Genomic DNA, 24,870 nt, shown 5'->3' with positions numbered 1-24,870 from the left:
GACATTAAAAAATTTTTTATGAAATTTTTAAAACAATACAAGAGATGGTTCTATTTCAAGATTAAATTCAAGAGATATCGAAAAAATATGTAACAAATAATAAAACTATAAAAAGGGAGATGGGTTTAAATGGAATTTAACAAAATGATGTTGCAAGTAATTGAATATTCAGGAGAATGTTGTGATTTTTTAGCATTTAAGTTAAATAGGCTAGAAAAATTAGCATTAAGTGCAATATATCTTAAAGATAATGGGTTTGATGATGGTGGTATCTTAATGCGCAAAATAAAAGAAGAGGAGGAACAAATATATGAATTAATGGCACTATTGAAGAGAATTCAAAGAGCAATCAATAAATATTGTGATGCTAAAGCAAATTTCGAGGAGGTTCAACGTAAAGCATTAACGGTTGGTCTAGAGAGAATAAGTAGAGAATTCGAGAATGCTCAAAAACAGTTTGAGGAGGCTCAACGTAACGCAATAAAGATTGGCGCAGAATTTTCAATAAAATTTGCTGAAGTGAAGATAAAAGATGAGTTAAATGTAGTCACTAATAAACATGAGGAAGCAGAGCTTCGCAAACACTTGTCTGATTTAAAAGAGTTAAAAAAATTGTTAGTGTGATGAAGGCAAAAAATAAAGCAGAGGAGGTGATATAAACCGTTCTATTTCAGAACGGTTTTATTTTTTATTTGCCCGTACCCTTTAACGTGGTAACATAGACACGTCTTTAAAGGGAGGGGGTAAAAATGAAAAAGTCTTTTCTTATATTGCTTTTGATAATGCCACTGGTGTTGTTTCTTCACCCTCAAGAAAGTTGGCAGAGTGTTTATGTGAAATATTTAGATAGCATCTTCGAATCCAGAGATACATTTCTCGACCCGAATGACGAGTTAGTATTAATCGATTTAGATATAAATGGGATTCCAGAGCTTTTAGGCGGTTCGGTAGGTCGTTTAACATCTCCGATCAATGTAGCGATAACTGTAAGAGGTGGCAAGATCGTACATTTAAAGCATAAAGGTGCAGGTATATCGGGCGCACCTATTGAGAGCAAGACTCGTTTTCATATTGGAATGTGGGCGTTTTCGGTACAGGATTCGAACATAGCGTTATATCGGGGTAATGGTCATTACATATTTATCGGAGAAGACGGCACAAGTGGTCTAGATAGTTGGAGCAGTGGATTGTTTGAAATAAAGTTAGAAGGCGACACGATTTACACGAAGCAGATCAGTTACGCATCTGGACCAAATCCATTTAATGTATGCGATGGATGCGAGGCAGAGCCTGAAAAGTACAAGTTAGGAACTCAATCGGTATCTCGCACAGAGTATGAAAAAGGTTTAAAAAGGTATTTTTCTCGATTAGAGGCAGTCGACAGTGGTGCGGTTTCGATAGATGTATGGAAAGTATATGATTTTGATAAAGGTAAAGTAAACCGGCAGAAAATAGAGGAATTTGTAAGGAGTTATGGTCGTTAGCGGCAGTGGTTTATTGTCTATAAAAGGGGTATTTGCTCTTAAAAAGGCATTTCATCAAAAAATACCCGAAAAATTTTTCAAAACGCTAGAGATAAGCGAATTTTAAGAGTAAACTCGCGAGCTAGCTTATAACTAGTTGACCGATTAAAAACCTGCGTAAAGCAGGTTTTAATTAGTTAAGAACCAAATTAAGGGAGGTTTTAGGGATGCCAAAAAGGATTGGAAAGAGAGATTCGAGGTTATGGAATAAGGGGGATGTATCGAAAATAGTACCTTACACATCAAGGAGTTTGAGGTTAGCAGAGCAGATAATGAAGACACTAGGTGTCAAGGAAAGTATTATAGATGCTTTTAAGAATGGAGAGATACTGGTCACCAACAGTTTAAGACCGACAATGATAATCCAAGAAGGGGTAACAGACAGAGACAAAGAAATAATAGATGAATTAGATCAAAACGGGTTGATGGTTTACCATGTATTGTTTTCATGCATCATGTTAGGGAAAAAGCCGGATATTCAGAGCGAATTTGAAGTAAATACATTCGAGCAGGTAGTGCCAATTAAGAGTTATTTGTATGTTCCAAAGAATATCTTTGAAGAAGCGATTTACATCGATCCAGATTTAATGGATAATCCTTGCGAGGTAGTGATAAAGGAATATGTAGAGCATACAATCTTCAAGGCAAAGCAGGGCTATCTCTCTGCATATACGTTAAACGAGGAAACAAATGTTGCTATGTTCGATGAAATCTTCGTGAGTAGGGTTGGAAGAGATATCATTAGAGTAGACTAGAGCTGATGTATAAAGGGGTACCTAAAAAATCGTTGGTTCATAACAAGTAAAAAATCAACACCTAAGCAACCGGTAACTAACCTTATAAAGGTTAGCTAGAGGTATAGGTGTTGATTTTTTTATGTTTGTTGCGGTATATAGTAGTTGCAGATTGAGGTAACGGTCATACAGAGATTAGTAACGTTTTCCTTGTCTAGTTATCATTTTTGATATACTTTAATCCATTGCTGACTAGATTCTTTATATGGTTATAAATGAAATGGAATTTTACTTTCGATATTTGATAAAATAAAGGACAGCAATAAGCAATATGTAAAATGTTATGGAAGGTGTATATCGAGATGAAAATAGCTGACATTTTAAAGGATTCCAACTATAAATTAACGCAATTTAGTCAAGACAAGATAAATTTTATTGAAGAGAACATCATTGTTAAAGAGGTTCGGGGTAAAAAGGTACCATATTTTAAGTGTTTAGTACGTAATAAGGATGTCAAATTGACACCTGAAGAAGTCATTCGACAATTGTATGTATTGGTGTTAACCAAGGATTTTGGTTATCCTACTGATAGAATGGAATTAGAGTATGCAGTTAGTTTTGGAAGAGAGAAAAAACGAGCGGATATTGTTATTTTTGATAAAGATAAAGTAACAGCACCGTATATAATAGTTGAGTTGAAGAAGCCTAAGTTTAAAGAGGGGAAAGAACAACTTAAATCTTACTGCAATGCTACAGGAGCACCGATAGGAGTTTGGACTAATGGTGATTCCATTTCTTATTACCATCGAAAAGACCCTAATTATTTTGAGGATATCCCAACTATACCAAGAGCCGACCAAAAACTATCAGACATTTTAGAAGAGCGTTGGACTATAGACGACCTTATTGCTAAAGATAAATTAGTAACTGAACGTAAATCTTTGAAAGACCTCATTTTAGAAATGGAAGATGAGGTTTTAGCAAATGCGGGCGTTGATGTATTCGAAGAGGTTTTCAAATTAATTTTTACAAAGTTGTATGACGAGATGGAAAGTGGTAGAAACCGAAATCGACATTTAGAGTTTAGGAACTATGGGTATACAGAAAGTGAATTAAAAGAGAAAATTCAGGATTTATTTGACAGAGCGAAAAGTAAATGGGAGGGGGTTTTCTCCGAGGACTCGAAAATCATGCTCACTCCTTCTCACCTTTCCGTATGTGTTGCATCGTTACAAGACGTAAAACTGTTTAATTCCAATCTAGATGTAATAGATGAAGCGTTTGAATATCTAATAAATAAAAGCAGCAAAGGTGAAAAAGGACAATACTTTACTCCACGTTATGTCATTGATATGTGTGTAAAAATGCTTAACCCTAAAGAGCATGAAACGATGATTGATACAGCAGCAGGAAGCTGTGGTTTCACTGTACATACGATTTTCCACGTATGGAAGCAAATCTTGAAGGATGAGGGATTAGATCAAAGTCATTTATTTACTTCAGAGGTTAAACCATCACGTTGCATTGATTATGCAAGAGAAAAAGTATTTGCAATAGATTTTGACGAAAAAGCAGTTAGAGTAGGTAGAACATTAAACCTCATTGCAGGTGATGGTCAAACTAATGTGCTTCATTTAAATACATTGGATTATGAGCGATGGGATGAAAAAATAGAAGATGAAGATTGGCGAGACATCTATTATGAAGGGTGGAAAAGATTAAAGAAGCTCAGAGCTAATAAAAATAGTAATAGGGAGTTTAAATTTGATATAGTGATGGCAAATCCACCGTTTGCAGGAGATATAAAGGAAAGCAGAATTCTTGCTAAATATGAATTAGCGAAAAAACCTAACGGAGGTTATCAATCAAAAGTAGGAAGAGATATATTATTTATTGAGCGTAACCTCGACTTCTTAAAACCAGGTGGTAGAATGGCGATTATACTACCACAAGGTAGGTTAAACAATAGCAGTGATAAGTATATACGTGAGTTTATTGCTGAACACTGCCGTATTTTAGCGGTAATTGGGCTTCACGGAAACGTTTTTAAACCACATACTGGTACAAAAACGAGCGTATTGCTAGTTCAAAAATGGGATGATGAACTTTGCCCGAAGGTAGACGATTATCCAATTTTCTTCGCTACAATGCAAGAACCAAGCAAAGATAATAGTGGAGAAAAAATATATGTACGCAAGAAAGATTACCCTAATGCTGTCCAAGATAATGATGATAATTTAGAGGAGTATTTGTTAGACTCTCATGGTCATCTTATTGTAAAGCATGATTTATATAATCATGATGGGTTAACACAAGATGGTATAGCTGAAGCCTTTATAGAATTCGCAAAGAAGGAAAAATTAAGTTTTTTCTAGATAGCCCTTTCAATGAAGCGAAGTATAAAGCTTTATTGAAAGGGCGAGTCGAGTTTTCGATAGTTAAACTGTCTGAAATAGATAATATTAAAGGTAGGCTTGATGCAGAATATTACAAACGTTCTTATCTTAAACTGGAAGAAAAAATAAATGCAATAGGTAAGATTAAAATTAAAGATATTAATGTAGAACTCGATTGTAGTGCATTCTACCCTTCAATCACAGAGTACTATAACTTTGATTTTGAGGGTGTTCCATTTCTACGTGTAAATGATATCCAGAATGGTTTAGTTACAATAAACTCTGAAACAGCATTTTTACCTCAATTTGTATTAGATAATAATCCTTCAACAATAGCAATTGCTTATCCAGGTGATATAGTGATTGCAAAAGGGGGTAATACTTTAGCAAAATTAGGTTTAGTAACGAATGAATATCCGTATTATGCCTTGAGTAGAGATTTAATATTGTTGAGAACAAAAAATATAAAACAGATTAATAAATACTTCCTGTGGGCATTTTTGCACTCTAAATATGGGCAGGACTTATTATGGAGAACTGCAAGTCAGACAGGGCAACCCCATTTAACTCTTCCTTCTATTGGCGAAATTGGGTTGCCAAGATTCATGGATGATTTTGAAAATAAGTTTGAATCACTATATAAACTCTCAATCAAATATAAAGATCGTTCTGTTAAAGCCTATCAAGAAGCGGAAAATTATCTATTAAAAGCAATAGGTTTAAAGGGTTTGAAGTTAAGTGAAGAAAATATAAATATTAAGAATTTTAAAGAATCCTTCCTTGCTACAGGTCGTTTAGATGCCGAGTATTATCAACCTAAATATGAAGATTATATAAATTTAATTTATAAATATACAAATGGGTATGACCTTTTAGGTTCAGTATGTAATATAAAGGATAAGAATTTTAACCCTGAAGACAATATTGAGTATAAGTATATTGAGTTATCTAATATAGGTAAATCTGGAGAAATAACTGGTTGCACTATTGCAAAAGGAAATGAATTGCCTACAAGAGCAAGAAGAAAAGTAAACGAAAATGATGTGATTATTTCTTCTATTGAGGGTTCTTTAGAAAGTTGTGCATTAATTCCAAAAGAATATGATAATGCCCTATGTTCAACTGGGTTCTACGTAATCAATTCGAAAAAGATAAACTCTGAAACACTTTTGATTTTATTCAAGTCAGAACTAATGCAAAATATCTTAAAACAAAACTGCTCAGGAACAATCCTAACTGCCATTAATAAAAATGAGTTTTTAAATATCCCAGTACCTATCATTGATAAAAACGCTCAAGAAATAATCCGATTAAAGATTACAGAAAGCTTCAATCTTAGAAAACAATCCGAGAACCTATTGGAAATAGTTAAACGAGCAGTAGAAATTGCGATTGAACAAGATGAAAAGGTTGCTATTGAGTACATTGATATGTACTTATCAATATGATTTCATCTTTTTGGTTGATTATTATGATAAAAATACACCTATATCTTTTAATGATGATAATTTACATATCATCAAAAGAATAGGTGTATTTTTTTTTGCCTTTTTACCGAGTAAGTAAGAAGCATTAAGTATGTTCTGGAACATATTGACTCTAGTTGGGGGTAATTAATACCTTTTAAGGACATCTGAAAACAAAAGGTACAAATATTTTAAAAACGTCTGCTTTTAGCCTAAAATTCAAGACTTGTTTCAAGAGATTGTTTATAAGGCATGGGGTCAATCCCTAATTTTCGGTATGGGGTGATGGTCACATGTCTACTTTAGAAGCTGTTGTTATTGATGGTCAAAAATATTTACCAATCATCGAAAATGATGAAGTCATCGGTGTTAAAAGATTTAATGAGAAGCATGGAATGTGGGTTGTGGTAAAGTTTATGGAAAGTAATGTTAATGCGGAAAGAGAGTTATTGGAAATGTTAACCCAAGAATATATAAGGCAAAAAACAGAATCAAACAATTGACATGGTCTAGGTAGCGAGTTAACACAAAGGTAGTGTAACTAACAACTATAAAATGAAATATAAAGTTAAGGGTGGTATTTGAATGGTAATGGATGGTGTGAAGAAAAGAGTTGCTACGCTTTACAGGGTATCGACAAAAGGACAGCTCGATGGTGATGATATTCCTATGCAGCGAAATGCTTGTAGGTCTTTCATCGAGAAGCAGGGTAATTGGGAATTGGTAAAAGAGTATATTGAAAAAGGTGTTTCAGGGTTTAAGGTATCCGCAAGTAAAAGGGATGCTATTCAACGTGCAAAAGAAGATGCCGAAAAAGGTTTGTTTGATGTTCTTTTAGTATTTATGTTTGACCGTCTGGGTAGGAGAGATGATGAGACTCCTTTCATAGTTGAATGGTTTATTAATAATGGAATAGAGGTATGGTCAGTCAAAGAAGGGCAACAAAAGCTAGAAGATCATGCTGATAGGCTTATTAATTATATTCGATTCTGGCAATCAAGTGGAGAGAGTAGAAAAACGTCAATACGAGTAAACGAAAAGCATTCGCAAATGGTGGAAGATGGTATCTATAGAGGGGGTCTAGTGCCTTACGGCTACAAGACGGTTAATTCGGGGGTTTTCAATAAAAAGGGAAAAGAATTACTTAAGGTTGTAATTGATGAGGAAGAAGCTGAGGTTGTTAAAAAAATGTACGATCTTGTTCTTGAGGAGGGATATGGTCAAAGCAGGATAGCTCAATATCTTAATAATCAAGGTATCCCATCAAAAACAGGGAAAAAATGGACTTCCGGAGCGGTTAATAATGTATTAAGGAACCCAATGTATAAAGGCTACATGGTTTACGCAAGAGGTACTGAAAAAGAAGTGGTATCTAAAGAGAAATTAGAGGAACTAGTAATTATTGATGAGGAAAAGTGGAATAAAGTGCAGAGTATACGTGAGAAGAGAAATCCTGAAAATGTAAAAAATAGGGGAGAAGAAAGTATTATTACGACTACGAAAAGCTCTTTGTTACTTGTGGGGTTAGTAAGATGTGGACATTGTGGAAGTCCACTTTGTACAACATATAATAAAAAGAAATATGTTCGTAAAGATGGAACAGAATATGTAAAGCGTGAGGCTAAATACAGATGTTCGGGTAAAGCACAGAAAAAAGTAGATTGCGATGGACAGACATTGTATTCTCCGAAAAAGATTGAAGGTGTGGTTCTTGACGAACTTTATGATTATTTAGACCAACTTGAAACAATCGACCTTACTAGTAAGATTCAAGAATTTAAGCAACGCAATACAGATAAAGAGGTTAAAACGTTAAGAAAGCTCCAAAGCGAATTTGACAAAGTGAATTCTGCGTTAGTGAAGTTAAAAGATGAAGCACTCAAAATAATCATGGGGGAAAGTTCCTTTGATGCAAAAGTTGTTAATGACCTTATTAATCAGAAAGAAAATGAGTTAAGGGAGTTGGAAGAATCGATCAATAAAGCAAAATTAGATTTAGAATCCAAGAAGATAGAACTGTCTGAAATGGAGGAATTGCAGAGATACATTCCTGTATGGAGAGAAGTATTTGAAAAGGCATCGGTGGAAAAAAAGAAAATGATGTTAAGTACAGTAATTGACAAAATCGTTGTTTTTAGAGACCGGGTAGAAATCACTTTTAAAATCTCTTTGAACCGATTTTTAGTAAATGAGGGCAGTCATTCTAACAATGACGCCCTCCCAACTGAGCTAATGCCCCAAACGGTATGGATCATCTGCCCATGTTCCATTATATATAGTTTGTCGGCTGTTTGCAATCCTTTTTTCATCAGCCGCTTTCAATATCGACATGGACGACGGCGTCGATGGAGCGAATGATGTAGTAAAGCTCGGCGGTCGAGCGCTTTTGGTCAATGACGGCTCTTAGTTTCAGCAAATGCTCATGTTCCTCAACGTCTTTAATGCGGATCGTTTTAATATTGATGCGCTGCTGTTTTAAATGGTCAATCACTTTGGTGATGTTTTTCGCCTCATCGACCGTAATTTGCAGCATCACCTCTTTTTCGCGCAGCTGCTTCGGTCCGAAAAAGTTGATTAAAAATGGAATGAGTTCGACGCTGACAATGAGCAGCGCCACACCGAACGCCGATTCCCAATAAAAGCCCGCGCCAACCGCCACGCCAATCCCTGCCGCCCCCCAAATGATCGCGGCGGTCGTCAGCCCGGTAATGCTGTCGTTGCCGCGGCGCAAAATGACGCCCGCTCCCAGGAACCCAACCCCGGATACGATTTGCGCGGCAAGGCGGAGCGGGTCCATTGTGATATGGTCTTTAAGAGGAAAGACGTACGCCGATTCGATCGAAACGATCGTAAGCAGGCAACTGGAAATGGAAATGACAAGGCACGTTTTCAAGCCGACCGGTTTTCGCTTCAATTCCCGTTCCAACCCGATAATCAGCCCGAGGATGGCGGAAATCCCTAATTTGAGGAACGGATCAAACATCATTTTTTCTCACCTCTTTCATGGTATAATGAATGTAAAAAAATGTTGGTGAGGAGATGGAAACATGAAGCCGCCAAGCATAGCGAAATCGTATGCTGCGTTATTGATCGGCGCGCTTGCTGTGTCGACATCGGCCATTTTCGTCAAATGGTCGGAGGCGCCGTCGGCCGTTATCGCGTTTTATCGGCTTTTTTTCGCGGTCGTCATCATGACGCCGTTTTTTCTTCGCCATATCCGCGAACTGAAGCGTATTTCCCGACGCGACTGGTGGTTTTCGATTTGTTCCGGCGTGCTGCTTGCGTTTCATTTTATTCTTTGGTTTGAATCGCTCGACTATACTTCCGTCGCCAGCTCGGTCGTGCTTGTGACGCTGCAGCCGCTGTTCGCCTTTGCGGGCGGGGCGCTCTTTTTCCGTGAGCGGCTGACGGCGGGCGCGCTCGCAAGCGCTGTTTTGGCGATTGCGGGAAGCGTCTTGATTAGCTGGGGCGATTTTCGCGTCAGCGGCGAAGCGCTCTATGGGGACATGTTGGCGTTGGTGGCGTGCGCGATGGTGACGGCGTACTGGCTGTTCGGCCAAGAAGTGCGCCAACGGTTGTCGCTCATGACGTATACATATATCGTCTATGGCATTAGTGCGGCGGTGTTGTGGCTGTACGCGATGCTGTTTCGCCTTTCGCTGGCGGCGTATCAGCTGACGGATTGGCTTTGTTTTCTCGCCCTTGCCGTCATTCCAACGCTGCTCGGCCATTCGGTGATGAACTGGGCCGTCAAATGGGTGAGCGCCTCGACGGTGTCGATGGCGATTTTGTTTGAACCGGTCGGCGCTTCGGCGTTGGCGTACTGGCTGCTCGATGAACCGATCCACCTGTTTCAATGGATCAGCGGCATTTTTATTTTAACAGGAATCGGGCTGTATTTGTGGGAGAAAAACGAAAAAGGCCCGCTAACGATACAAGAAAGCAGCGGACCCTAACGTCCCGGCGATCCATGGCAGACGGCCGAGCGGCAGGCGGAGTTCGTCGAAGCGGCGGGCGAATTGGGATAAATAAGCGAAGTTCATTTGTGTAATATGAGGAAGAAGATAGGCGGATTTCGTCGCCCACTGCTTCCGCCTCCGGTTGAGGGCGGCGATGATGCTGTCCGCTGTCTCGATGCCGATGCCGTGTCCGTAAAACAAGCCATCGCCCAAATAGATCGTGTTCTCCCCTTGCCATTGCGGCGTCAGCGGATCAACGTCCGGGTTTTTAAAATAAAGGCAGTCCCCGGGGAGAAAGTGTTCTCCCTTTTTCGTTTCGATACCGAGGTCTTTGTCCGTATGCCAGTCATACAGCAGCAAATGGGCAAACAAACGATTGAACGCCGACACGTCAATCCCTTCAAGCACCGCTTTATAAAAAACGATGACGATCGCCGTCGCGCACTCAAAGGCGTACAGTTCGCTGTTGACAAAAATATCATTGATGGCGTCCGATGGAAGAACGTCTGGCCGAAGCTGAAACCCCCCGCGCTCATCCCGCAGCCAGAACTGGCTGTTGCAGCGCGAAAAACGGAAAATGGCAAACTGCGCCCGGCTTTTCGCCAAGTCCACCGAGGCTTGAACGATCTGGCTGCGAAGCTTGATTTCAAACAGCAGTTGCTGTTCGTTCGGATACGTATATAGTTCAGGGGAAGACACAAGGGCGTGCAGAATGCGCTGTTCATTCGGCGGAAGCGAGGACGAGCCGGAAACGTGAAAACCGGACGGAGATGACAAGATGCGAATCAACGCCAAGATGCCTCCTTCAAGAAAGTAAAAATCAAGTAAGTGATGATAGATATATTATTGAAATGTATGCGCCCGCCGCTCCGCATATTCGTCGTCTTAGGCGGACAAGTTGCCAAGGCAGCGGGCGTCGTATTCCAATATGATATAAAGGAAGAAGGGGGCAGCAGCGTCGCAAAAAAAAAAAATAAAAAAAGGTATTGCATTTTTGTTTTTGAGGTGATATATTAAATAGCGTCGCTGCTAGAACGAACAGTTCGGACGCGACGGACAAGAAAAACAGTTGACAACGAAAAGATGTTATGTTAGTATGAAGGAGCTGCTTGCGAGAGACAATGAGTTGATGAGGAAGTGAAATTCCTTGCATCCAAGCAGCGCGATCGTTCCTTGAAAACTGAATGAAACGAAGCGCGACGAAAAGCGGAGGTCCGCGGGTCGCCGCGACGGGCAAATGTTCTTCGCCTGCAAGGGTGCTTGCACCCGGAAGGCGAAGGTTATTTGACCCCGAGCGGCGGCGGACCGAAGCTGGACAATACGAAAAGCGGAGGTCCGCATGGGCCGAAGCAAAAGCCAATCAACTTTCTTTGGAGAGTTTGATCCTGGCTCAGGACGAACGCTGGCGGCGTGCCTAATACATGCAAGTCGAGCGGACCGGATTGGGGCTTGCCTTGATTCGGTCAGCGGCGGACGGGTGAGTAACACGTGGGCAACCTGCCCGCAAGACCGGGATAACTCCGGGAAACCGGAGCTAATACCGGATAACACCGAAGACCGCATGGTCTTCGGTTGAAAGGCGGCCTTTGGGCTGTCACTTGCGGATGGGCCCGCGGCGCATTAGCTAGTTGGTGAGGTAACGGCTCACCAAGGCGACGATGCGTAGCCGGCCTGAGAGGGTGACCGGCCACACTGGGACTGAGACACGGCCCAGACTCCTACGGGAGGCAGCAGTAGGGAATCTTCCGCAATGGGCGAAAGCCTGACGGAGCGACGCCGCGTGAGCGAAGAAGGCCTTCGGGTCGTAAAGCTCTGTTGTGAGGGACGAAGGAGCGCCGTTCGAAGAGGGCGGCGCGGTGACGGTACCTCACGAGAAAGCCCCGGCTAACTACGTGCCAGCAGCCGCGGTAATACGTAGGGGGCGAGCGTTGTCCGGAATTATTGGGCGTAAAGCGCGCGCAGGCGGTCTCTTAAGTCTGATGTGAAAGCCCACGGCTCAACCGTGGAGGGTCATTGGAAACTGGGGGACTTGAGGGCAGGAGAGGAGAGCGGAATTCCACGTGTAGCGGTGAAATGCGTAGAGATGTGGAGGAACACCAGTGGCGAAGGCGGCTCTCTGGCCTGCACCTGACGCTGAGGCGCGAAAGCGTGGGGAGCAAACAGGATTAGATACCCTGGTAGTCCACGCCGTAAACGATGAGTGCTAAGTGTTAGAGGGGTCACACCCTTTAGTGCTGCAGCTAACGCGATAAGCACTCCGCCTGGGGAGTACGGCCGCAAGGCTGAAACTCAAAGGAATTGACGGGGGCCCGCACAAGCGGTGGAGCATGTGGTTTAATTCGAAGCAACGCGAAGAACCTTACCAGGTCTTGACATCCCCTGACAACCCAAGAGATTGGGCGTTCCCCCTTCGGGGGGACAGGGTGACAGGTGGTGCATGGTTGTCGTCAGCTCGTGTCGTGAGATGTTGGGTTAAGTCCCGCAACGAGCGCAACCCTCGCCTCTAGTTGCCAGCATTCGGTTGGGCACTCTAGAGGGACTGCCGGCGACAAGTCGGAGGAAGGTGGGGATGACGTCAAATCATCATGCCCCTTATGACCTGGGCTACACACGTGCTACAATGGGCGGTACAAAGGGCTGCGAACCCGCGAGGGGGAGCGAATCCCAAAAAGCCGCTCTCAGTTCGGATTGCAGGCTGCAACTCGCCTGCATGAAGCCGGAATCGCTAGTAATCGCGGATCAGCATGCCGCGGTGAATACGTTCCCGGGCCTTGTACACACCGCCCGTCACACCACGAGAGCTTGCAACACCCGAAGTCGGTGAGGTAACCCGCAAGGGAGCCAGCCGCCGAAGGTGGGGCAAGTGATTGGGGTGAAGTCGTAACAAGGTAGCCGTACCGGAAGGTGCGGCTGGATCACCTCCTTTCTAAGGACGAAAAGCGGAAGCGCCGCGTTCGGCTCTCGAAGCCAAATGTTCTTCACCCGGAGGGGTGCTGGCACCCCGAGGGGGAAGGTTATTTGGCAGAAGAGAGCCAGGCGCTGGAGCTAGACAAGACGAAAAGTGGAGGCCGCAATGGCCAACTGTCGATACACAGCGCTTTCGTTTCGTTCAGTTTTGAGGGAACGAGTCATGTTCTCTCAATGACAAAAATCGTTCCTTGAAAACTAGATAACCGGAAAAGCGGAGGCTCGCGGGTTGCCGCGATGGGCAAATGTTCTTCGCCTGCAAGGGTGCTTGCACCCGGAAGGCGAAGGTTATTTGACCCCGAGCGGCGGCGAGCCGACGCTAGACAATAAGGAAGAAGCCGAGAGCGCTGTAGGTTAAGCTAGAAAGGGCGCACGGTGGATGCCTTGGCACTAGGAGCCGATGAAGGACGGGGCAAACGCCGAAACGCTCCGGGGAGCTGTAAGCAAGCGTTGATCCGGAGATGTCCGAATGGGGGAACCCACTGTCCGTAATGGGGCAGTATCCATGCCTGAATCCATAGGGCATGGAGGGCACACCCGGGGAACTGAAACATCTTAGTACCCGGAGGAGAAGAAAGCAAACGCGATTCCCTGAGTAGCGGCGAGCGAAACGGGAACAGCCCAAACCAAGAGGCGTGCCTCTTGGGGTTGTAGGACCGCTCATTGTGGGAGTGAGAAAGGAACGGGGTAGACGAACCGGTCTGGAACGGCCGGCCAGAGAAGGTGACAGCCCTGTAGTCGAAACTTCGTTCCCTCCCGAGCGGATCCTGAGTACGGCGGGACACGGGAAATCCCGTCGGAAGCAGGGAGGACCATCTCCCAAGGCTAAATACTCCCTAGTGACCGATAGTGCACCAGTACCGTGAGGGAAAGGTGAAAAGCACCCCGGAAGGGGAGTGAAAGAGAACCTGAAACCGTGTGCCTACAAGTAGTCAGAGCGCGTTCATGCGTGATGGCGTGCCTTTTGTAGAATGAACCGGCGAGTGACGATGGCGTGCGAGGTTAAGCCGAAGAGGCGGAGCCGCAGCGAAAGCGAGTCTGAACAGGGCGAAAAGTACGTCGTCGTCGACCCGAAACCAGGTGATCTACCCATGTCCAGGGTGAAGGCCGGGTAACACCGGCTGGAGGCCCGAACCCACGCACGTTGAAAAGTGCGGGGATGAGGTGTGGGTAGGGGTGAAATGCCAATCGAACTTGGAGATAGCTGGTTCTCCCCGAAATAGCTTTAGGGCTAGCCTCGGGATGGAGAGTGTTGGAGGTAGAGCACTGATTGGGCTAGGGGCCCTCATCGGGTTACCGAACCCAGTCAAACTCCGAATGCCAACGACTTATGCCCGGGAGTCAGACTGCGAGTGATAAGATCCGTGGTCGAGAGGGAAACAGCCCAGATCGCCAGCTAAGGCCCCAAAGTGCACGTTCAGTGGAAAAGGATGTGGAGTTGCAAAGACAACCAGGATGTTGGCTTAGAAGCAGCCACCATTTAAAGAGTGCGTAATAGCTCACTGGTCGAGTGACTCTGCGCCGAAAATGTACCGGGGCTAAACGTGCCGCCGAAGCTGCGGGATGACCGTTGGTCATCGGTAGGGGAGCGTTCTAAGGGCGTTGAAGCCAGACCGGAAGGACTGGTGGAGCGCTTAGAAGTGAGAATGCCGGTATGAGTAGCGAAAACAGAGGTGAGAATCCTCTGCGCCGAAAGCCTAAGGGTTCCTGAGGAAGGTTCGTCCGCTCAGGGTTAGTCGGGACCTAAGCCGAGGCCGAAAGGCGTAGGTGATGGACAACAGGTTGAGATTCCTGTACCACCTCCTTCCCGTTTGAGCGATGGGGGGACGCAGGAGGATAGGGCGAGCAGGCGGCTGGAAGAGCCTGTCCAAGCCGCAAGGCTGATCCGTAGGCAAATCCGCGGATTGTAAGGCCAAGCGGTGATGGCGACGGAGTCATCCGGAAGTCCCCGATTTCACACTGCCAAGAAAAGCCTCTAGCGAGGGAAGAGGTGCCCGTACCGCAAACCGACACAGGTAGGCGAGGAGAGAATCCTAAGGCGCGCGGGAGAACTCTCGTTAAGGAACTCGGCAAAATGACCCCGTAACTTCGGGAGAAGGGGTGCTCGTTTGGGTGAAGAGCCCGAACGAGCCGCAGTGAAAAGGCCCAAGCGACTGTTTATCAAAAACACAGGTCTCTGCGAAGCCGAAAGGCGACGTATAGGGGCTGACACCTGCCCGGTGCTGGAAGGTTAAGGGGAGCGCTTAGCGGAAGCGAAGGTGCGAACCGAAGCCCCAGTAAACGGCGGCCGTAACTATAACGGTCCTAAGGTAGCGAAATTCCTTGTCGGGTAAGTTCCGACCCGCACGAAAGGTGTAACGACTTGGGCGCTGTCTCAACGAGAGACCCGGTGAAATTATACTACCTGTGAAGATGCAGGTTACCCGCGACAGGACGGAAAGACCCCGTGGAGCTTTACTGCAGCCTGATATGGAATTTTGGTATCGCTTGTACAGGATAGGTGGGAGCCTGGGAAGCCGGAGCGCCAGCTTCGGTGGAGGCGGCGGTGGGATACCACCCTGGCGATATTGAAATTCTAACCCGCACCCCTTAGCGGGGTGGGAGACAGTGTCAGGCGGGCAGTTTGACTGGGGCGGTCGCCTCCCAAAAGGTAACGGAGGCGCCCAAAGGTTCCCTCAGAATGGTTGGAAATCATTCGGAGAGTGCAAAGGCACAAGGGAGCTTGACTGCGAGACGGACAGGTCGAGCAGGGACGAAAGTCGGGCTTAGTGATCCGGTGGTTCCGCATGGAAGGGCCATCGCTCAACGGATAAAAGCTACCCCGGGGATAACAGGCTGATCTCCCCCAAGAGTCCACATCGACGGGGAGGTTTGGCACCTCGATGTCGGCTCATCGCATCCTGGGGCTGTAGTCGGTCCCAAGGGTTGGGCTGTTCGCCCATTAAAGCGGTACGCGAGCTGGGTTCAGAACGTCGTGAGACAGTTCGGTCCCTATCCGTCGCGGGCGCAGGAAATTTGAGAGGAGCTGTCCTTAGTACGAGAGGACCGGGATGGACGCACCGCTGGTGTACCAGTTGTCCCGCCAGGGGCACCGCTGGGTAGCTATGTGCGGACGGGATAAGCGCTGAAAGCATCTAAGCGTGAAGCCCCCCTCAAGATGAGATTTCCCACCGCGTCAGGCGGGTAAGATCCCTCGAAGATGACGAGGTCGATAGGTCCGAGGTGGAAGCGTGGCGACACGTGGAGCTGACGGATACTAATCGATCGAGGGCTTAACCAAGAAAAGCGGAGGCGAGCGGTTCGCCCCGGCTTCTTCCCAAAACGGTTATCTAGTTTTGAAGGAATGAAAAAAAGTCCTTGACAGCTCAACGCGAATCATTATAATAATAAATGTCTAAAGTGATGTCATTCCGCAGTAGCTCAGTGGTAGAGCAATCGGCTGTTAACCGATTGGTCGCAGGTTCGAATCCTGCCTGCGGAGCCATCGTGGAGAGCTGTCCGAGTGGTCGAAGGAGCACGATTGGAAATCGTGTAGGCGTGAATAGCGCCTCAAGGGTTCGAATCCCTTGCTCTCCGCCATGATTCATCAACATGGCCCGTTGGTCAAGTGGTTAAGACACCGCCCTTTCACGGCGGTAACACGGGTTCGAATCCCGTACGGGTCACTTCTTCGTGGAGGATTAGCTCAGCTGGGAGAGCACTTGCCTTACAAGCAAGGGGTCGGCGGTTCGATCCCGTCATCCTCCACCATTTTCAATCGTTGTGGAGTGGAGCGACGAGCCTTTGCTTCATCGAATTCACTTCGAGTTGCCTCGACGCATCTGGCATCTTTGAATCAGCTTGTAGAGGAAGAGGTAACGGATAACAACGCTAAGAACATTGTGCAAATTAATTTACTTTCCTATCGTCGCGGGGTGGAGCAGTCCGGTAGCTCGTCGGGCTCATAACCCGAAGGTCGCAGGTTCAAATCCTGCCCCCGCAACCAAATTGGTCCCGTAGTGTAGTGGTTAACATGCCTGCCTGTCACGCAGGAGATCGCGGGTTCGAGTCCCGTCGGGACCGCCATTGTTCAAAAATTAGGAAAATCATGATGGCTTGGCAGCCTACTCGGCAGAGGCGAGTTGCCTCGACGCATCCAGCATCTTCGAATTAGCTCGAAGAGGAAGAGGCACAATCCAGGACAAGCAAACAGCATAAAACCTAATACGGCTCGGTAGCTCAGTCGGTAGAGCAAAGGACTGAAAATCCTTGTGTCGGCGGTTCGATTCCGTCCCGAGCCACCATATAACATAATGTGCATCATATGTATGCCAACTTAGCTCAATTGGTAGAGACGAGCATCCACTTCATCGAATCGGCTGCGAGTTGTCCCGACGCATCCAGCTTCTTCGAGTTGGCTGGTAGAGGAAGGGACACAACAAATGAACAATGAGCCGCGATTTATATCATAATTATGCCGACTTAGCTCAATTGGTAGAGCAACTGAATCGTAATCAGTAGGTTGCGGGTTCAAGTCCTGCAGTCGGCACCATTCCTTGGAGGGGTAGCGAAGTGGCTAAACGCGGCGGACTGTAAATCCGCTCCCTTTGGGTTCGGCGGTTCGAATCCGTCCCCCTCCACCATGATTGAAGGGGCATAGTTTAATGGTAGAACAGAGGTCTCCAAAACCTCCGGTGTGGGTTCGATTCCTACTGCCCCTGCCATTTTGATTATCATTATGGCGACTATGGCGAAGTGGTTAACGCACCAGATTGTGGCTCTGGCATGCGTGGGTTCGATTCCCACTAGTCGCCCTTCACTTTTCGGCGTTGGGGTATAGCCAAGCGGTAAGGCAACGGACTTTGACTCCGTGATGCGTTGGTTCGAATCCAGCTACCCCAGCCAATGACGCGGAAGTAGTTCAGTGGTAGAACACCACCTTGCCAAGGTGGGGGTCGCGGGTTCGAGTCCCGTCTTCCGCTCTCGATCAAGGCGGCATAGCCAAGTGGTAAGGCAGAGGTCTGCAAAACCTTTACCCCCGGTTCGAATCCGGGTGCCGCCTCCATCTAATGAATATAAAAAGTGTTGACAGACATGAAGTAATGTGATAAAATAATGCATGTCGCGCCGATGTGGCGGAATTGGCAGACGCGCACGACTCAAAATCGTGTGGGCTTTGCCCGTGTGGGTTCGACTCCCACCATCGGCATCCTTGGAATTCGATAGCCCACGGCCAAAAGTCGTGGAAGCCTTGATACGACCGCGTTTGCGGTCGTTTTTCATTTTCAGGAAATCCCGAAAAAAACGATAGAATCCGAAAAAATTTTGCACGAATTTTGCACGGCTATTTTGCATGATATAGATCATCCATGATTTGATCGAGGAGCATATTTTCCGCTTGTTCCAGCTCGTCCAAAATGTGCGAGTAGGTCTGCAATGTGATCCCTATATCCTTATGGCCAAGACGCTTTGAGATATATTTGATGTTCGCTTTCCGGTATAACAGCATCGAAGCGTGCGTATGTCTCAAGGAATGCATCGTCACCTCTTTTAAACCAAGTTTTCTACACAGCGTTTTTAGTGTTTTGTTAACAGCGTTATTGGACACTAACTCCATCTTCGTGTTCACAAAAACAAGATTTTTCTCGTTCCTCAATCCGGTTTTCATGGCCACCTCATTCTGTGCTTTCCGCAGTTCTTTCAATATTTTGCAGGTGTCTTCATCGATCTTTATGGTTCGCTTCGATGAATAGGTTTTCGTATCTGCAAAATCATTCGTAAATTTATAATCCCAAGTCTTGTTGATCGTCACCATTCTGTTTTTGAAATCAATGCAGTCCCATGTGAGCCCTAATATTTCCGAAAAACGTGCGCCAGTCGCCAATGCAAAGAGAATGATATATCGCGAAATATATTTCGGGCGCATATCTTTTTTGATTTCAGCAATTAATTGTTTCGCCTCTTGATAATTTAAATATTTCAGTTCCTCGTCTTTCCCTTTTTTCTTCCCTTTCACCACCACTTTATAGGTAGGGTCGCGAATGATAACTCCTTCTTCGATAGCAGCTTTAATGCATTCCTTGATGTAAGTATGACGTTTTTTGACGGTTTCAGTCGTTCTCGTTTCCGCTATTTCATTAATAAACTTTTGGTACATATCCCTTGTGAGTTCTTTCATCTTTACGCCTGCAAAGTATTCCTCGACTAGCTGAACGGAGTATTCCACATTTTTATCATGCTCTGGACTGTGTTTCCCCTTTTTGTACAGCTCGAACCAATTCCGCATATATTCAGGGAAAAGCTGATCTGCGGCATTAATATCATAGCCTTTGTGAAGTTGTTTCTCCAATTCAGCGGCCGCAAGCTCCGCTTCTTTCTTCGTCCGAAAACCTCCTTTCGTTTTCGTTTTATATTTTCCGTTTTCTTTGTAGGAAACACGATAGCGCCAGCCGCTTTTGGTTTTTTGGATGCTGGCCATGTCTTCTCCCTCCCTTTGCAGAAGTGCAGAATGTATGTTTGGTTCAGAAGTCAAAATTTTTTAGATGCACCACCTCCTTGGGGATGCCATACGCCGCGGCGGCCTCATAAATGGTTGCATTAGTACCTCGATATGTATAAAGCACTTCATCCGACAGGAGCAATTCCACGGCAAACTCATTCGCCTCCCTTTCCACTTTATCCATGCAGAAAAGTGTGTTTTTTCGCAAAAATGAAGTGCTAAGTTCGGGATGCAAAACCGCATGCCCCAGCTCGTGCGCGCATACGAAGCGTTTCATCGGCTCGTCCAACTCTGAATTGATGTGAATGATCTGAATCCGGCGAAATGTATGATGATACCCGTATATCCCGCCCAGCGGCTCAAACAACAGCACAATGCCTTTCTGTGATGCGATCTCAAAGGGGTTGTTCGTGCCGTGCTTTCGGATCATCTTCTCTACAATTTGTTTGATCTTCTCAGCCATAGCGAACCCCCTGGAGATGGTTATTCTTTTCGATATTTCTTCGGCGTGAATTTTTGCTTTGCGATACGTTTAGCGAGGCGGAGAGAGTTTTCCAAAGATGCAATCAGCAGTTCCCGATCCTCTTCATCGAGTTCGTCGATGTCTACTCCGCCGAATGCAGCAAATCCACTCCCTGTCTTGAGCCCCTTGATGATCTTTTCCAGCTCTTTTTGCACGTCACGCTCGTCTTTCTCGGTGAGTTCAGGGAGATCTGTTTTTGTATTGTCATCGATGTAGCCGGCAGCTTCCATGAGGTCCTTATAAGTAACCCCGTTGTGTGCATGGTCAGCCAATTTTTTTATCGTCTGTGGAGTGGGAGGGCTGTCTAGTAAGCATCTAAGTAATCTTGATATATGAGCAGATGTAACACCTGATTTTTGGGCGTAGTGGTTTATTGATCTGTTTCCTTTTGCTTTTTCTAATAACTCGGCAAACTTTTGTTTATCAAAGGACATATTGACAACCTCCTGTTTTGTATTGTCTGAAATCAATGTTACATATCTTTTGTTGTTTGTAAACAACAAAAAGATAAAAATAACAAAAAAGTATTGACTGTATGTAATAAATAGTGTTATATTTTACATGTAAACAACATTGACTGCATACAACACCTAGAAAGGGGTGGTAAAGTGTACATTGACAAAGATAAGTTGAAAGGATTAATGGAAGAAAGGGCAAATGGAGGGTACCGTAAATTTGCTAGAATGCTAGGTCTGGATGTAGCACATTTATACAGGGTTTTAAATTCGAATAGTATGGCAGGACCAAAGTTCTTAGGAAGATTGAAAAAGTATTGCGATGAAAATGGTTTGAATTTTGAAGAATATATTTTTTTAGACGATCCGTTACATGCAGTCAATGGATCGGAAGAAGGAAGTGAAACAGTTGGATCCAGTTAGTTTATCGGAATTTAAAAGACAGTTCCCGATTTTTAAGGATGTACCGGACAATGAGTTCATTTATCACAACGGAAAATGGCTTATATCGCTTAAAGCGACAAAACAGCTTGCGTATCAACACAAAAACAAAGAGTTAATCAAATACATTAACGAGGTGGAGGGGAAAGTGTGAACCAATTACAGATTTTTAATCATCCGATGTTCGGCGATGTTCGATTCGTCGAAATTAACAACAATCCACACGCCGTTGGTAATGATGTTGCAAAAGCATTGGGGTACAGCCGGCCGCACGAAGCAATTTCAAGCCACTGCAAGGGGGCGGTAACTTACCGCATCCTTACTAATGGAGGAGAGCAAACGGTGAAAGTTATCCCAGAAGGGGATATATACCGCTTGATCATTAAGGCGGCTGATCAGAGCAAAAATCCGGAAATCAGACAAAAGGCGGAGGAATTTGAAAAGTGGATATTTGAAGTAGTCCTCCCAACCATCCGTCGAACCGGCGGCTACGTCGCGAACGAGGACATGTTCATCAATACGTATCTTCCGTTTGCGGATGAGCAGACGAAGCTAATGTTCCGTGGCGTGCTGGAAACGGTGCGTCGGCAAAATGAGCAGATCGCGGCGATGAAGCCGAAAGTGGAGTATTTCGACGCGCTGGTTGATCGGAACTTGCTAACGAATTTCCGCGATACAGCGAAAGAATTGCAAGTGAAAGAACGTTTCTTCATCGACTGGTTGCTGAAAAACAAATTTGTGTATCGCGATCAGAAAGGGAAGCTCAAGCCATACGCGGCGTATGTTCCCGAGCTATTCGAGCTGAAAGAGTGGGAGCGAAACGGCAAGGCAGACGTGCAGACGCTCATCACGCCGAAAGGGCGAGAGACGTTCCGGTTATTGCTGAAGAAAGAAACGGCGTGAAGGGGGAGACGAAGTGAAAAGCAAAGTCTGGTGGTCGATGCAAGACCTAAAGGAACACACCGGCTACAGCGAGGATTGGCTGAAGGAGCACATCCTGCTCCATCCTCGCTACAAGCCGATGCTCGATATTGAAAATGGCGGTTTTGTGTACTACCCGGAGCGAAAAGGTGAGCGATGGTGCTTCATCGCTTCGAAGATGGAGGAGTTTTTGCAAAAGCATTTCCGAGACATCTTTACGAAAAAGGGGGATCCTCATGCAAATCAAACGCGTCTCGTTCGATGAGTTGCCGGAAGAGACCAAGAAGTTGGCGGGTGACATCATAGACAAAGAGCGAATCATCAGCATTTTTAGCATAGAAGCGATTGACTACGGCAATGGAAACATCTCCTACAACATTAACGGGATCAGCAAAAACTTCATCGTGGAAATCGGTATTCACAGTCGGCGTGGTGTTGAGTGGGTCAACAGTGTTGGATTGAGTACCATTCGTGATGCGATTAAGGCATGCCCAGAGCTTTTGGAACGCTTCGGTCTCGAGTGAAGGAGGTGAAATGATGTTTTTGCAAAACAGAGAAACATTTTGCAAAAAACGATATAAGCAGTTGCTACGAGAGGAGATCTTTTTAATCGGCTTGGTGGAAGTAATTGAAGCCAGCGGGGATATAGTGGGAGCTAAACAGGTTTGGTCGCGTGTGTGGAAAACTCGCGAAGCGAGAAAGAGTTTGTGCGGCCGGATGCCGGTATGATGATCAAAGTTCGCGATTGGTTGCAGATGTCTTGGGAAGAACGTTTTTGGTTGCTTGAAAACGAAGCCTACCGGCAGTGGAAAAACAGAAAACGGTTCTGCTTGGACAACAGAACCGTTCGACCATAAAAAAGAGGCCGGTGAATATTTATCCTGCCAATTCCATTATATTTCACCGGCCTTCCAAATACAAGGGAGGTAATCAGTTATGAATCTTGATCGGTTTGCTTATGGACTGCGAGATCCACAGTCGTATCCAACGGTCGGCGAGTGCCGTCACTGCGGTGCTGAACTATATAAGGGATGTGAAGCAATTCAATTTGAAGGTGATTTGTTCTGTGACACCGTCTGCTTGGGTGAGCATCTTATCGAAACTACTGATTTTGACGAGGTGATCCTATGAAGCCGATCATCCTAGCAGAGACGGCGAACATGGATCATCTTGAATGGTTGCGGTTACGTCAGAAAGGCATCGGCGGATCGGATGCGGCCGCCATTGCCGGCCTTAACAAATATAAAAGTCCGATCCAGGTGTATTACGAAAAAGTGGAAGGCGTGAAGGAATCAGTGCCGAGTGAAGCAGCCTACTGGGGGACGATCCTGGAGGATATCGTCGCACAGGAATTCAGCCGGCGAACAGGCCTGAAAGTCCGTCGTCGGAACGCGATCTTGCGACATCCGGAGCATCCATTCATGATCGCGAACGTCGATCGCCTCATTGTCGGCCGGAAAGAGGGGCTTGAGTGCAAAACAGCCAGTGAATACCTCAAGGAAGAGTGGAAAGACGATGAGGTTCCGGCGCAATATATCATCCAATGCCAACACTACATGGCCGTCACAGGTTTTGATTCCTGGTGGATTGCGGTTCTCATCGGCGGAAACAAATTCATCTACAAGAAAATCGAGCGAGATGAGGAGATCATTCAGTATCTCATCGAGATTGAATCGAACTTCTGGAACAATCACGTTCTCAAGAAAAATCCACCGATGTTTGACGGTTCGGATGCTTCGAGTGATTTGCTAAAAGCTTTGTATCCGACAGCGAAGTTCGATGAAGAGATTGAGCTTCCACCTCATGCTACCGAGTTGATCGCCAAATACGAGCAAGCCAAGCAAGAGGAGACCGAAGCAGCTGAACGTCGCAAGGAAGCTGAAAATCAGCTCAAGGCTATGCTCGGTGATTATGAAAGAGCATTTGCCGGTGACCGTATCGTCACGTGGAAAAACGTTCACAGCAGTCGAGTTGATACGAAGTTACTCAAAGAGAAGTATCCGGACATTTATCAAGAAGTGACTAAAGAATCTATATTTCGTCGTTTTGCAATTAAATAAGGGAGGTCATATGTATGGCAACAAATCAAACGCTAAAAAACCAGCTTGCAAACAAAGCGAACAAAACAGAGGCAGCAGCGCCTACTCCAGCACAAACGATTGCAGCATATCTCAAAAAGATGGGGCCGGAGATCGAAAAAGCTCTTCCAAAGCACATGGATGCCGATCGCATGGCGCGAATTGCTCTTACAACTATCCGTACGAATCCTAAATTGCTTGAATGTTCTGTTCCTTCACTTCTCGGCGCGGTTATGCAAGCAGCACAGCTTGGACTAGAGCCGGGGCTCATCGGACATTGCTACTTCGTTCCGTTCAAAAATGGAAAAACAGGACAATCCGATGTGCAATTCATCATCGGCTATAAAGGCATGATCGACCTAGCACGGCGCAGCGGAAATATCGAAAGCATTTATGCTCATGCGGTTTACGAAAACGACACGTTCGAATATGAGTACGGCTTACATCCAAAGCTCGTTCATAAGCCAGCGATGACAAACCGCGGTGAGTTTATTGGTGCTTATGCGGTTGCGCATTTCAAAGACGGCGGCTATCAATTCGAATTCATGCCTAAAGAGGAGATTGAAAAACGTCGCAAGCGTTCAAAAGCAGCCAATAACGGTCCGTGGGTAACGGACTATGAGGAAATGGCCAAAAAGACTGTCATCCGGCACATGTGGAAGTACCTGCCGATTTCGATTGAGATTCAGCAAGCTGTTGTTCAAGACGAGACAGTGAAGAAGGACATCACAGCTGATCCGGAACCAGTTGACTACATTGAAGCCGAGGCATACGAGGTGATCGATCTGCAGCTGCGAGAAGAAACGGCTCAACAAGAGGAGATCGTCTTCGATGCTGAATGACCAAGCCCCATATAAAGTCCTCCTCCCACGCTGGATTTGGGAGGAGGCAAAAGATAAAGAGCACTTCAAACAGTTGGTGCGAGAGTA

At 45.4% G+C, this 24,870-nt stretch carries 21 protein-coding genes, 15 tRNA genes and 2 rRNA genes; 33 read left to right on the top strand and 5 right to left on the bottom strand.

The annotated features are described in order from the left end of the window. The first annotated feature begins 129 nt into the window (after positions 1-129). The 7 genes from NSQ51_RS13745 (at position 130) to NSQ51_RS13715 (ending at position 8,477) form a co-directional block, all read left to right on the top strand. Positions 130-624: a hypothetical protein gene (locus NSQ51_RS13745; RefSeq protein WP_033026111.1), complete on the top strand. Its 495-nt coding sequence runs from the start codon at positions 130-132 to the stop codon at positions 622-624. A gap of 125 nt (positions 625-749) precedes the next feature. After that, a complete protein-coding gene (locus tag NSQ51_RS13740) occupies positions 750-1,484 on the top strand; it encodes a hypothetical protein (RefSeq protein ID WP_121650184.1) in 735 nt (244 codons plus the stop codon). 206 nt (positions 1,485-1,690) lie between these two features. Beyond that, the gene (locus tag NSQ51_RS13735; RefSeq protein ID WP_121650185.1) at positions 1,691-2,278 is read left to right on the top strand and encodes a hypothetical protein; all 588 of its coding nucleotides are present in this window, start codon (positions 1,691-1,693) and stop codon (positions 2,276-2,278) included. A 341-nt stretch (positions 2,279-2,619) separates the two neighbouring features. Beyond that, positions 2,620-4,632, top strand: coding sequence for an N-6 DNA methylase (locus NSQ51_RS13730; protein WP_342462696.1), 2,013 nt, complete (start codon positions 2,620-2,622; stop codon positions 4,630-4,632). Between the two features lie 35 nt (positions 4,633-4,667). Then, a complete protein-coding gene (locus tag NSQ51_RS13725; RefSeq protein ID WP_121650177.1) occupies positions 4,668-6,101 on the top strand; it encodes a restriction endonuclease subunit S in 1,434 nt (477 codons plus the stop codon). 311 nt (positions 6,102-6,412) lie between these two features. After that, positions 6,413-6,622: a hypothetical protein gene (locus tag NSQ51_RS13720; protein ID WP_061567183.1), complete on the top strand. Its 210-nt coding sequence runs from the start codon at positions 6,413-6,415 to the stop codon at positions 6,620-6,622. A gap of 82 nt (positions 6,623-6,704) precedes the next feature. Beyond that, entirely contained in the window at positions 6,705-8,477 is a 1,773-nt protein-coding gene (locus NSQ51_RS13715; RefSeq protein WP_121650176.1) for a recombinase family protein, read from the top strand. On the opposite strand, the gene NSQ51_RS13710 is transcribed toward NSQ51_RS13715, so the two are convergent. Next, the gene (locus NSQ51_RS13710) at positions 8,428-9,105 is read right to left on the bottom strand and encodes an MgtC/SapB family protein (RefSeq protein WP_033016277.1); all 678 of its coding nucleotides are present in this window, start codon (positions 9,103-9,105) and stop codon (positions 8,428-8,430) included. The two genes, NSQ51_RS13715 and NSQ51_RS13710, sit on opposite strands and share 50 nt — an antisense overlap. 61 nt (positions 9,106-9,166) lie before the next feature. On the opposite strand from NSQ51_RS13710, the gene NSQ51_RS13705 reads away from it, so the two are divergent. Beyond that, positions 9,167-10,075: a DMT family transporter gene (locus tag NSQ51_RS13705; RefSeq protein ID WP_049624797.1), complete on the top strand. Its 909-nt coding sequence runs from the start codon at positions 9,167-9,169 to the stop codon at positions 10,073-10,075. Here the strand turns inward: NSQ51_RS13705 and NSQ51_RS13700 are convergent. Next, positions 10,046-10,867 carry a protein-glutamine gamma-glutamyltransferase gene (locus NSQ51_RS13700; protein WP_033016352.1) on the bottom strand — a complete coding sequence of 274 codons (822 nt, stop codon included), beginning with the start codon at positions 10,865-10,867 and terminating at the stop codon, positions 10,046-10,048. The genes NSQ51_RS13705 and NSQ51_RS13700 overlap by 30 nt on opposite strands. A gap of 578 nt (positions 10,868-11,445) precedes the next feature. Between NSQ51_RS13700 and NSQ51_RS13695 the strand changes: the two genes are divergently transcribed. From NSQ51_RS13695 to NSQ51_RS13610, 18 genes are all read left to right on the top strand, one after another. Then, a 16S ribosomal RNA gene (locus NSQ51_RS13695) occupies positions 11,446-13,004 on the top strand. Between the two features lie 270 nt (positions 13,005-13,274). Next, the gene (locus tag NSQ51_RS13690) at positions 13,275-13,403 is read left to right on the top strand and encodes a hypothetical protein (protein ID WP_268760403.1); all 129 of its coding nucleotides are present in this window, start codon (positions 13,275-13,277) and stop codon (positions 13,401-13,403) included. Continuing rightward, a 23S ribosomal RNA gene (locus NSQ51_RS13685) occupies positions 13,398-16,325 on the top strand. Before NSQ51_RS13690 ends, NSQ51_RS13685 begins: the two co-directional genes overlap by 6 nt. The 16S and 23S rRNA genes sit together here with 15 tRNA genes alongside, the layout of an rRNA operon. Positions 16,326-16,454: 129 nt before the next feature. Beyond that, positions 16,455-16,529, top strand: a tRNA-Asn gene (locus tag NSQ51_RS13680). Positions 16,530-16,533: 4 nt separating this feature from the next. Then, positions 16,534-16,624, top strand: a tRNA-Ser gene (locus tag NSQ51_RS13675). A gap of 14 nt (positions 16,625-16,638) precedes the next feature. Continuing rightward, positions 16,639-16,710, top strand: a tRNA-Glu gene (locus NSQ51_RS13670). Between the two features lie 9 nt (positions 16,711-16,719). Next, positions 16,720-16,795 (top strand) — tRNA-Val (locus NSQ51_RS13665). A 158-nt stretch (positions 16,796-16,953) separates the two neighbouring features. Continuing rightward, positions 16,954-17,030 (top strand) — tRNA-Met (locus tag NSQ51_RS13660). Positions 17,031-17,034: 4 nt separating this feature from the next. Continuing rightward, positions 17,035-17,110, top strand: a tRNA-Asp gene (locus tag NSQ51_RS13655). Positions 17,111-17,252: 142 nt separating this feature from the next. Further along, positions 17,253-17,328 (top strand) — tRNA-Phe (locus NSQ51_RS13650). 172 nt (positions 17,329-17,500) lie between these two features. Further along, positions 17,501-17,576: transfer RNA gene (locus tag NSQ51_RS13645), tRNA-Thr, on the top strand. Between the two features lie 6 nt (positions 17,577-17,582). After that, positions 17,583-17,667, top strand: a tRNA-Tyr gene (locus NSQ51_RS13640). A 7-nt stretch (positions 17,668-17,674) separates the two neighbouring features. Further along, positions 17,675-17,748: transfer RNA gene (locus NSQ51_RS13635), tRNA-Trp, on the top strand. Between the two features lie 17 nt (positions 17,749-17,765). Then, positions 17,766-17,838 (top strand) — tRNA-His (locus NSQ51_RS13630). A gap of 16 nt (positions 17,839-17,854) precedes the next feature. Then, a tRNA-Gln gene (locus NSQ51_RS13625) sits at positions 17,855-17,929 on the top strand. 5 nt (positions 17,930-17,934) lie between these two features. Continuing rightward, positions 17,935-18,006 (top strand) — tRNA-Gly (locus tag NSQ51_RS13620). A 9-nt stretch (positions 18,007-18,015) separates the two neighbouring features. Then, a tRNA-Cys gene (locus NSQ51_RS13615) sits at positions 18,016-18,089 on the top strand. Positions 18,090-18,150: 61 nt separating this feature from the next. Continuing rightward, positions 18,151-18,233, top strand: a tRNA-Leu gene (locus NSQ51_RS13610). Positions 18,234-18,368: 135 nt separating this feature from the next. Here NSQ51_RS13610 and NSQ51_RS13605 read toward each other — a convergent pair. From NSQ51_RS13605 to NSQ51_RS13595, 3 genes are read right to left on the bottom strand one after another with little or no spacing between them, the layout of a single operon-like run. Next, entirely contained in the window at positions 18,369-19,502 is a 1,134-nt protein-coding gene (locus tag NSQ51_RS13605) for a site-specific integrase (protein ID WP_121650013.1), read from the bottom strand. 43 nt (positions 19,503-19,545) lie between these two features. Further along, complete coding sequence (locus NSQ51_RS13600) at positions 19,546-19,986, bottom strand: ImmA/IrrE family metallo-endopeptidase (RefSeq protein WP_121650014.1); 441 nt, start codon at positions 19,984-19,986, stop codon at positions 19,546-19,548. Positions 19,987-20,006: 20 nt separating this feature from the next. After that, on the bottom strand, positions 20,007-20,480 hold the full coding sequence (locus NSQ51_RS13595) for an XRE family transcriptional regulator (protein ID WP_121650015.1): 474 nt from the start codon (positions 20,478-20,480) through the stop codon (positions 20,007-20,009). 174 nt (positions 20,481-20,654) lie between these two features. Between NSQ51_RS13595 and NSQ51_RS13590 the strand changes: the two genes are divergently transcribed. From NSQ51_RS13590 to recT, 7 genes are all read left to right on the top strand, one after another. Further along, positions 20,655-20,924 (top strand): transcriptional regulator, encoded by a 270-nt coding sequence (locus NSQ51_RS13590; RefSeq protein ID WP_044743754.1) that lies wholly within the window; start codon positions 20,655-20,657, stop codon positions 20,922-20,924. 168 nt (positions 20,925-21,092) lie between these two features. Beyond that, positions 21,093-21,845: a phage antirepressor KilAC domain-containing protein gene (locus tag NSQ51_RS13585; RefSeq protein WP_183085375.1), complete on the top strand. Its 753-nt coding sequence runs from the start codon at positions 21,093-21,095 to the stop codon at positions 21,843-21,845. A 13-nt stretch (positions 21,846-21,858) separates the two neighbouring features. Beyond that, entirely contained in the window at positions 21,859-22,128 is a 270-nt protein-coding gene (locus NSQ51_RS13580) for a DUF771 domain-containing protein (RefSeq protein WP_259463637.1), read from the top strand. After that, positions 22,100-22,387, top strand: coding sequence for a hypothetical protein (locus NSQ51_RS13575; RefSeq protein ID WP_121650017.1), 288 nt, complete (start codon positions 22,100-22,102; stop codon positions 22,385-22,387). Before NSQ51_RS13580 ends, NSQ51_RS13575 begins: the two co-directional genes overlap by 29 nt. 13 nt (positions 22,388-22,400) lie before the next feature. Then, positions 22,401-22,592, top strand: a complete 192-nt coding sequence (locus NSQ51_RS13570; RefSeq protein ID WP_033016764.1) for a hypothetical protein — start codon at positions 22,401-22,403, stop codon at positions 22,590-22,592. Positions 22,593-22,990: 398 nt separating this feature from the next. Then, positions 22,991-23,923, top strand: a complete 933-nt coding sequence (locus tag NSQ51_RS13565; RefSeq protein WP_121650019.1) for a lambda-exonuclease family protein — start codon at positions 22,991-22,993, stop codon at positions 23,921-23,923. 14 nt (positions 23,924-23,937) lie between these two features. Next, positions 23,938-24,783, top strand: a complete 846-nt coding sequence (gene recT, locus NSQ51_RS13560; RefSeq protein WP_121650020.1) for a recombination protein RecT — start codon at positions 23,938-23,940, stop codon at positions 24,781-24,783. Positions 24,784-24,870: the final 87 nt, after the last annotated feature.

It is taken from the genome of Geobacillus sp. FSL K6-0789 (assembly GCF_038593135.1).
Lineage (GTDB): Bacteria > Bacillota > Bacilli > Bacillales > Anoxybacillaceae > Geobacillus > Geobacillus stearothermophilus.
The sequence above is the reverse complement of the archived record's forward strand: the minus strand, read 5'-3'. Positions and strand labels throughout refer to the sequence as shown.

What these genes read in the sequence shown, in the direction of transcription:
- NSQ51_RS13710 (WP_033016277.1), bottom strand. Translation starts at nt 9,105, where the DNA reads ATGATGTTTGATCCGTTCCTCAAATTAGGGATTTCCGCCATCCTCGGG.
- NSQ51_RS13600 (WP_121650014.1), bottom strand. Translation starts at nt 19,986, where the DNA reads ATGGCTGAGAAGATCAAACAAATTGTAGAGAAGATGATCCGAAAGCAC.
- NSQ51_RS13570 (WP_033016764.1), top strand. Translation starts at nt 22,401, where the DNA reads ATGTTTTTGCAAAACAGAGAAACATTTTGCAAAAAACGATATAAGCAG.
- NSQ51_RS13705 (WP_049624797.1), top strand. Translation starts at nt 9,167, where the DNA reads ATGAAGCCGCCAAGCATAGCGAAATCGTATGCTGCGTTATTGATCGGC.
- NSQ51_RS13565 (WP_121650019.1), top strand. Translation starts at nt 22,991, where the DNA reads ATGAAGCCGATCATCCTAGCAGAGACGGCGAACATGGATCATCTTGAA.
- NSQ51_RS13740 (WP_121650184.1), top strand. Translation starts at nt 750, where the DNA reads ATGAAAAAGTCTTTTCTTATATTGCTTTTGATAATGCCACTGGTGTTG.
- recT (WP_121650020.1), top strand. Translation starts at nt 23,938, where the DNA reads ATGGCAACAAATCAAACGCTAAAAAACCAGCTTGCAAACAAAGCGAAC.
- NSQ51_RS13720 (WP_061567183.1), top strand. Translation starts at nt 6,413, where the DNA reads ATGTCTACTTTAGAAGCTGTTGTTATTGATGGTCAAAAATATTTACCA.
- NSQ51_RS13575 (WP_121650017.1), top strand. Translation starts at nt 22,100, where the DNA reads ATGCAAATCAAACGCGTCTCGTTCGATGAGTTGCCGGAAGAGACCAAG.
- NSQ51_RS13745 (WP_033026111.1), top strand. Translation starts at nt 130, where the DNA reads ATGGAATTTAACAAAATGATGTTGCAAGTAATTGAATATTCAGGAGAA.
- NSQ51_RS13605 (WP_121650013.1), bottom strand. Translation starts at nt 19,502, where the DNA reads ATGGCCAGCATCCAAAAAACCAAAAGCGGCTGGCGCTATCGTGTTTCC.
- NSQ51_RS13730 (WP_342462696.1), top strand. Translation starts at nt 2,620, where the DNA reads ATGAAAATAGCTGACATTTTAAAGGATTCCAACTATAAATTAACGCAA.
- NSQ51_RS13595 (WP_121650015.1), bottom strand. Translation starts at nt 20,480, where the DNA reads ATGTCCTTTGATAAACAAAAGTTTGCCGAGTTATTAGAAAAAGCAAAA.
- NSQ51_RS13735 (WP_121650185.1), top strand. Translation starts at nt 1,691, where the DNA reads ATGCCAAAAAGGATTGGAAAGAGAGATTCGAGGTTATGGAATAAGGGG.
- NSQ51_RS13715 (WP_121650176.1), top strand. Translation starts at nt 6,705, where the DNA reads ATGGTAATGGATGGTGTGAAGAAAAGAGTTGCTACGCTTTACAGGGTA.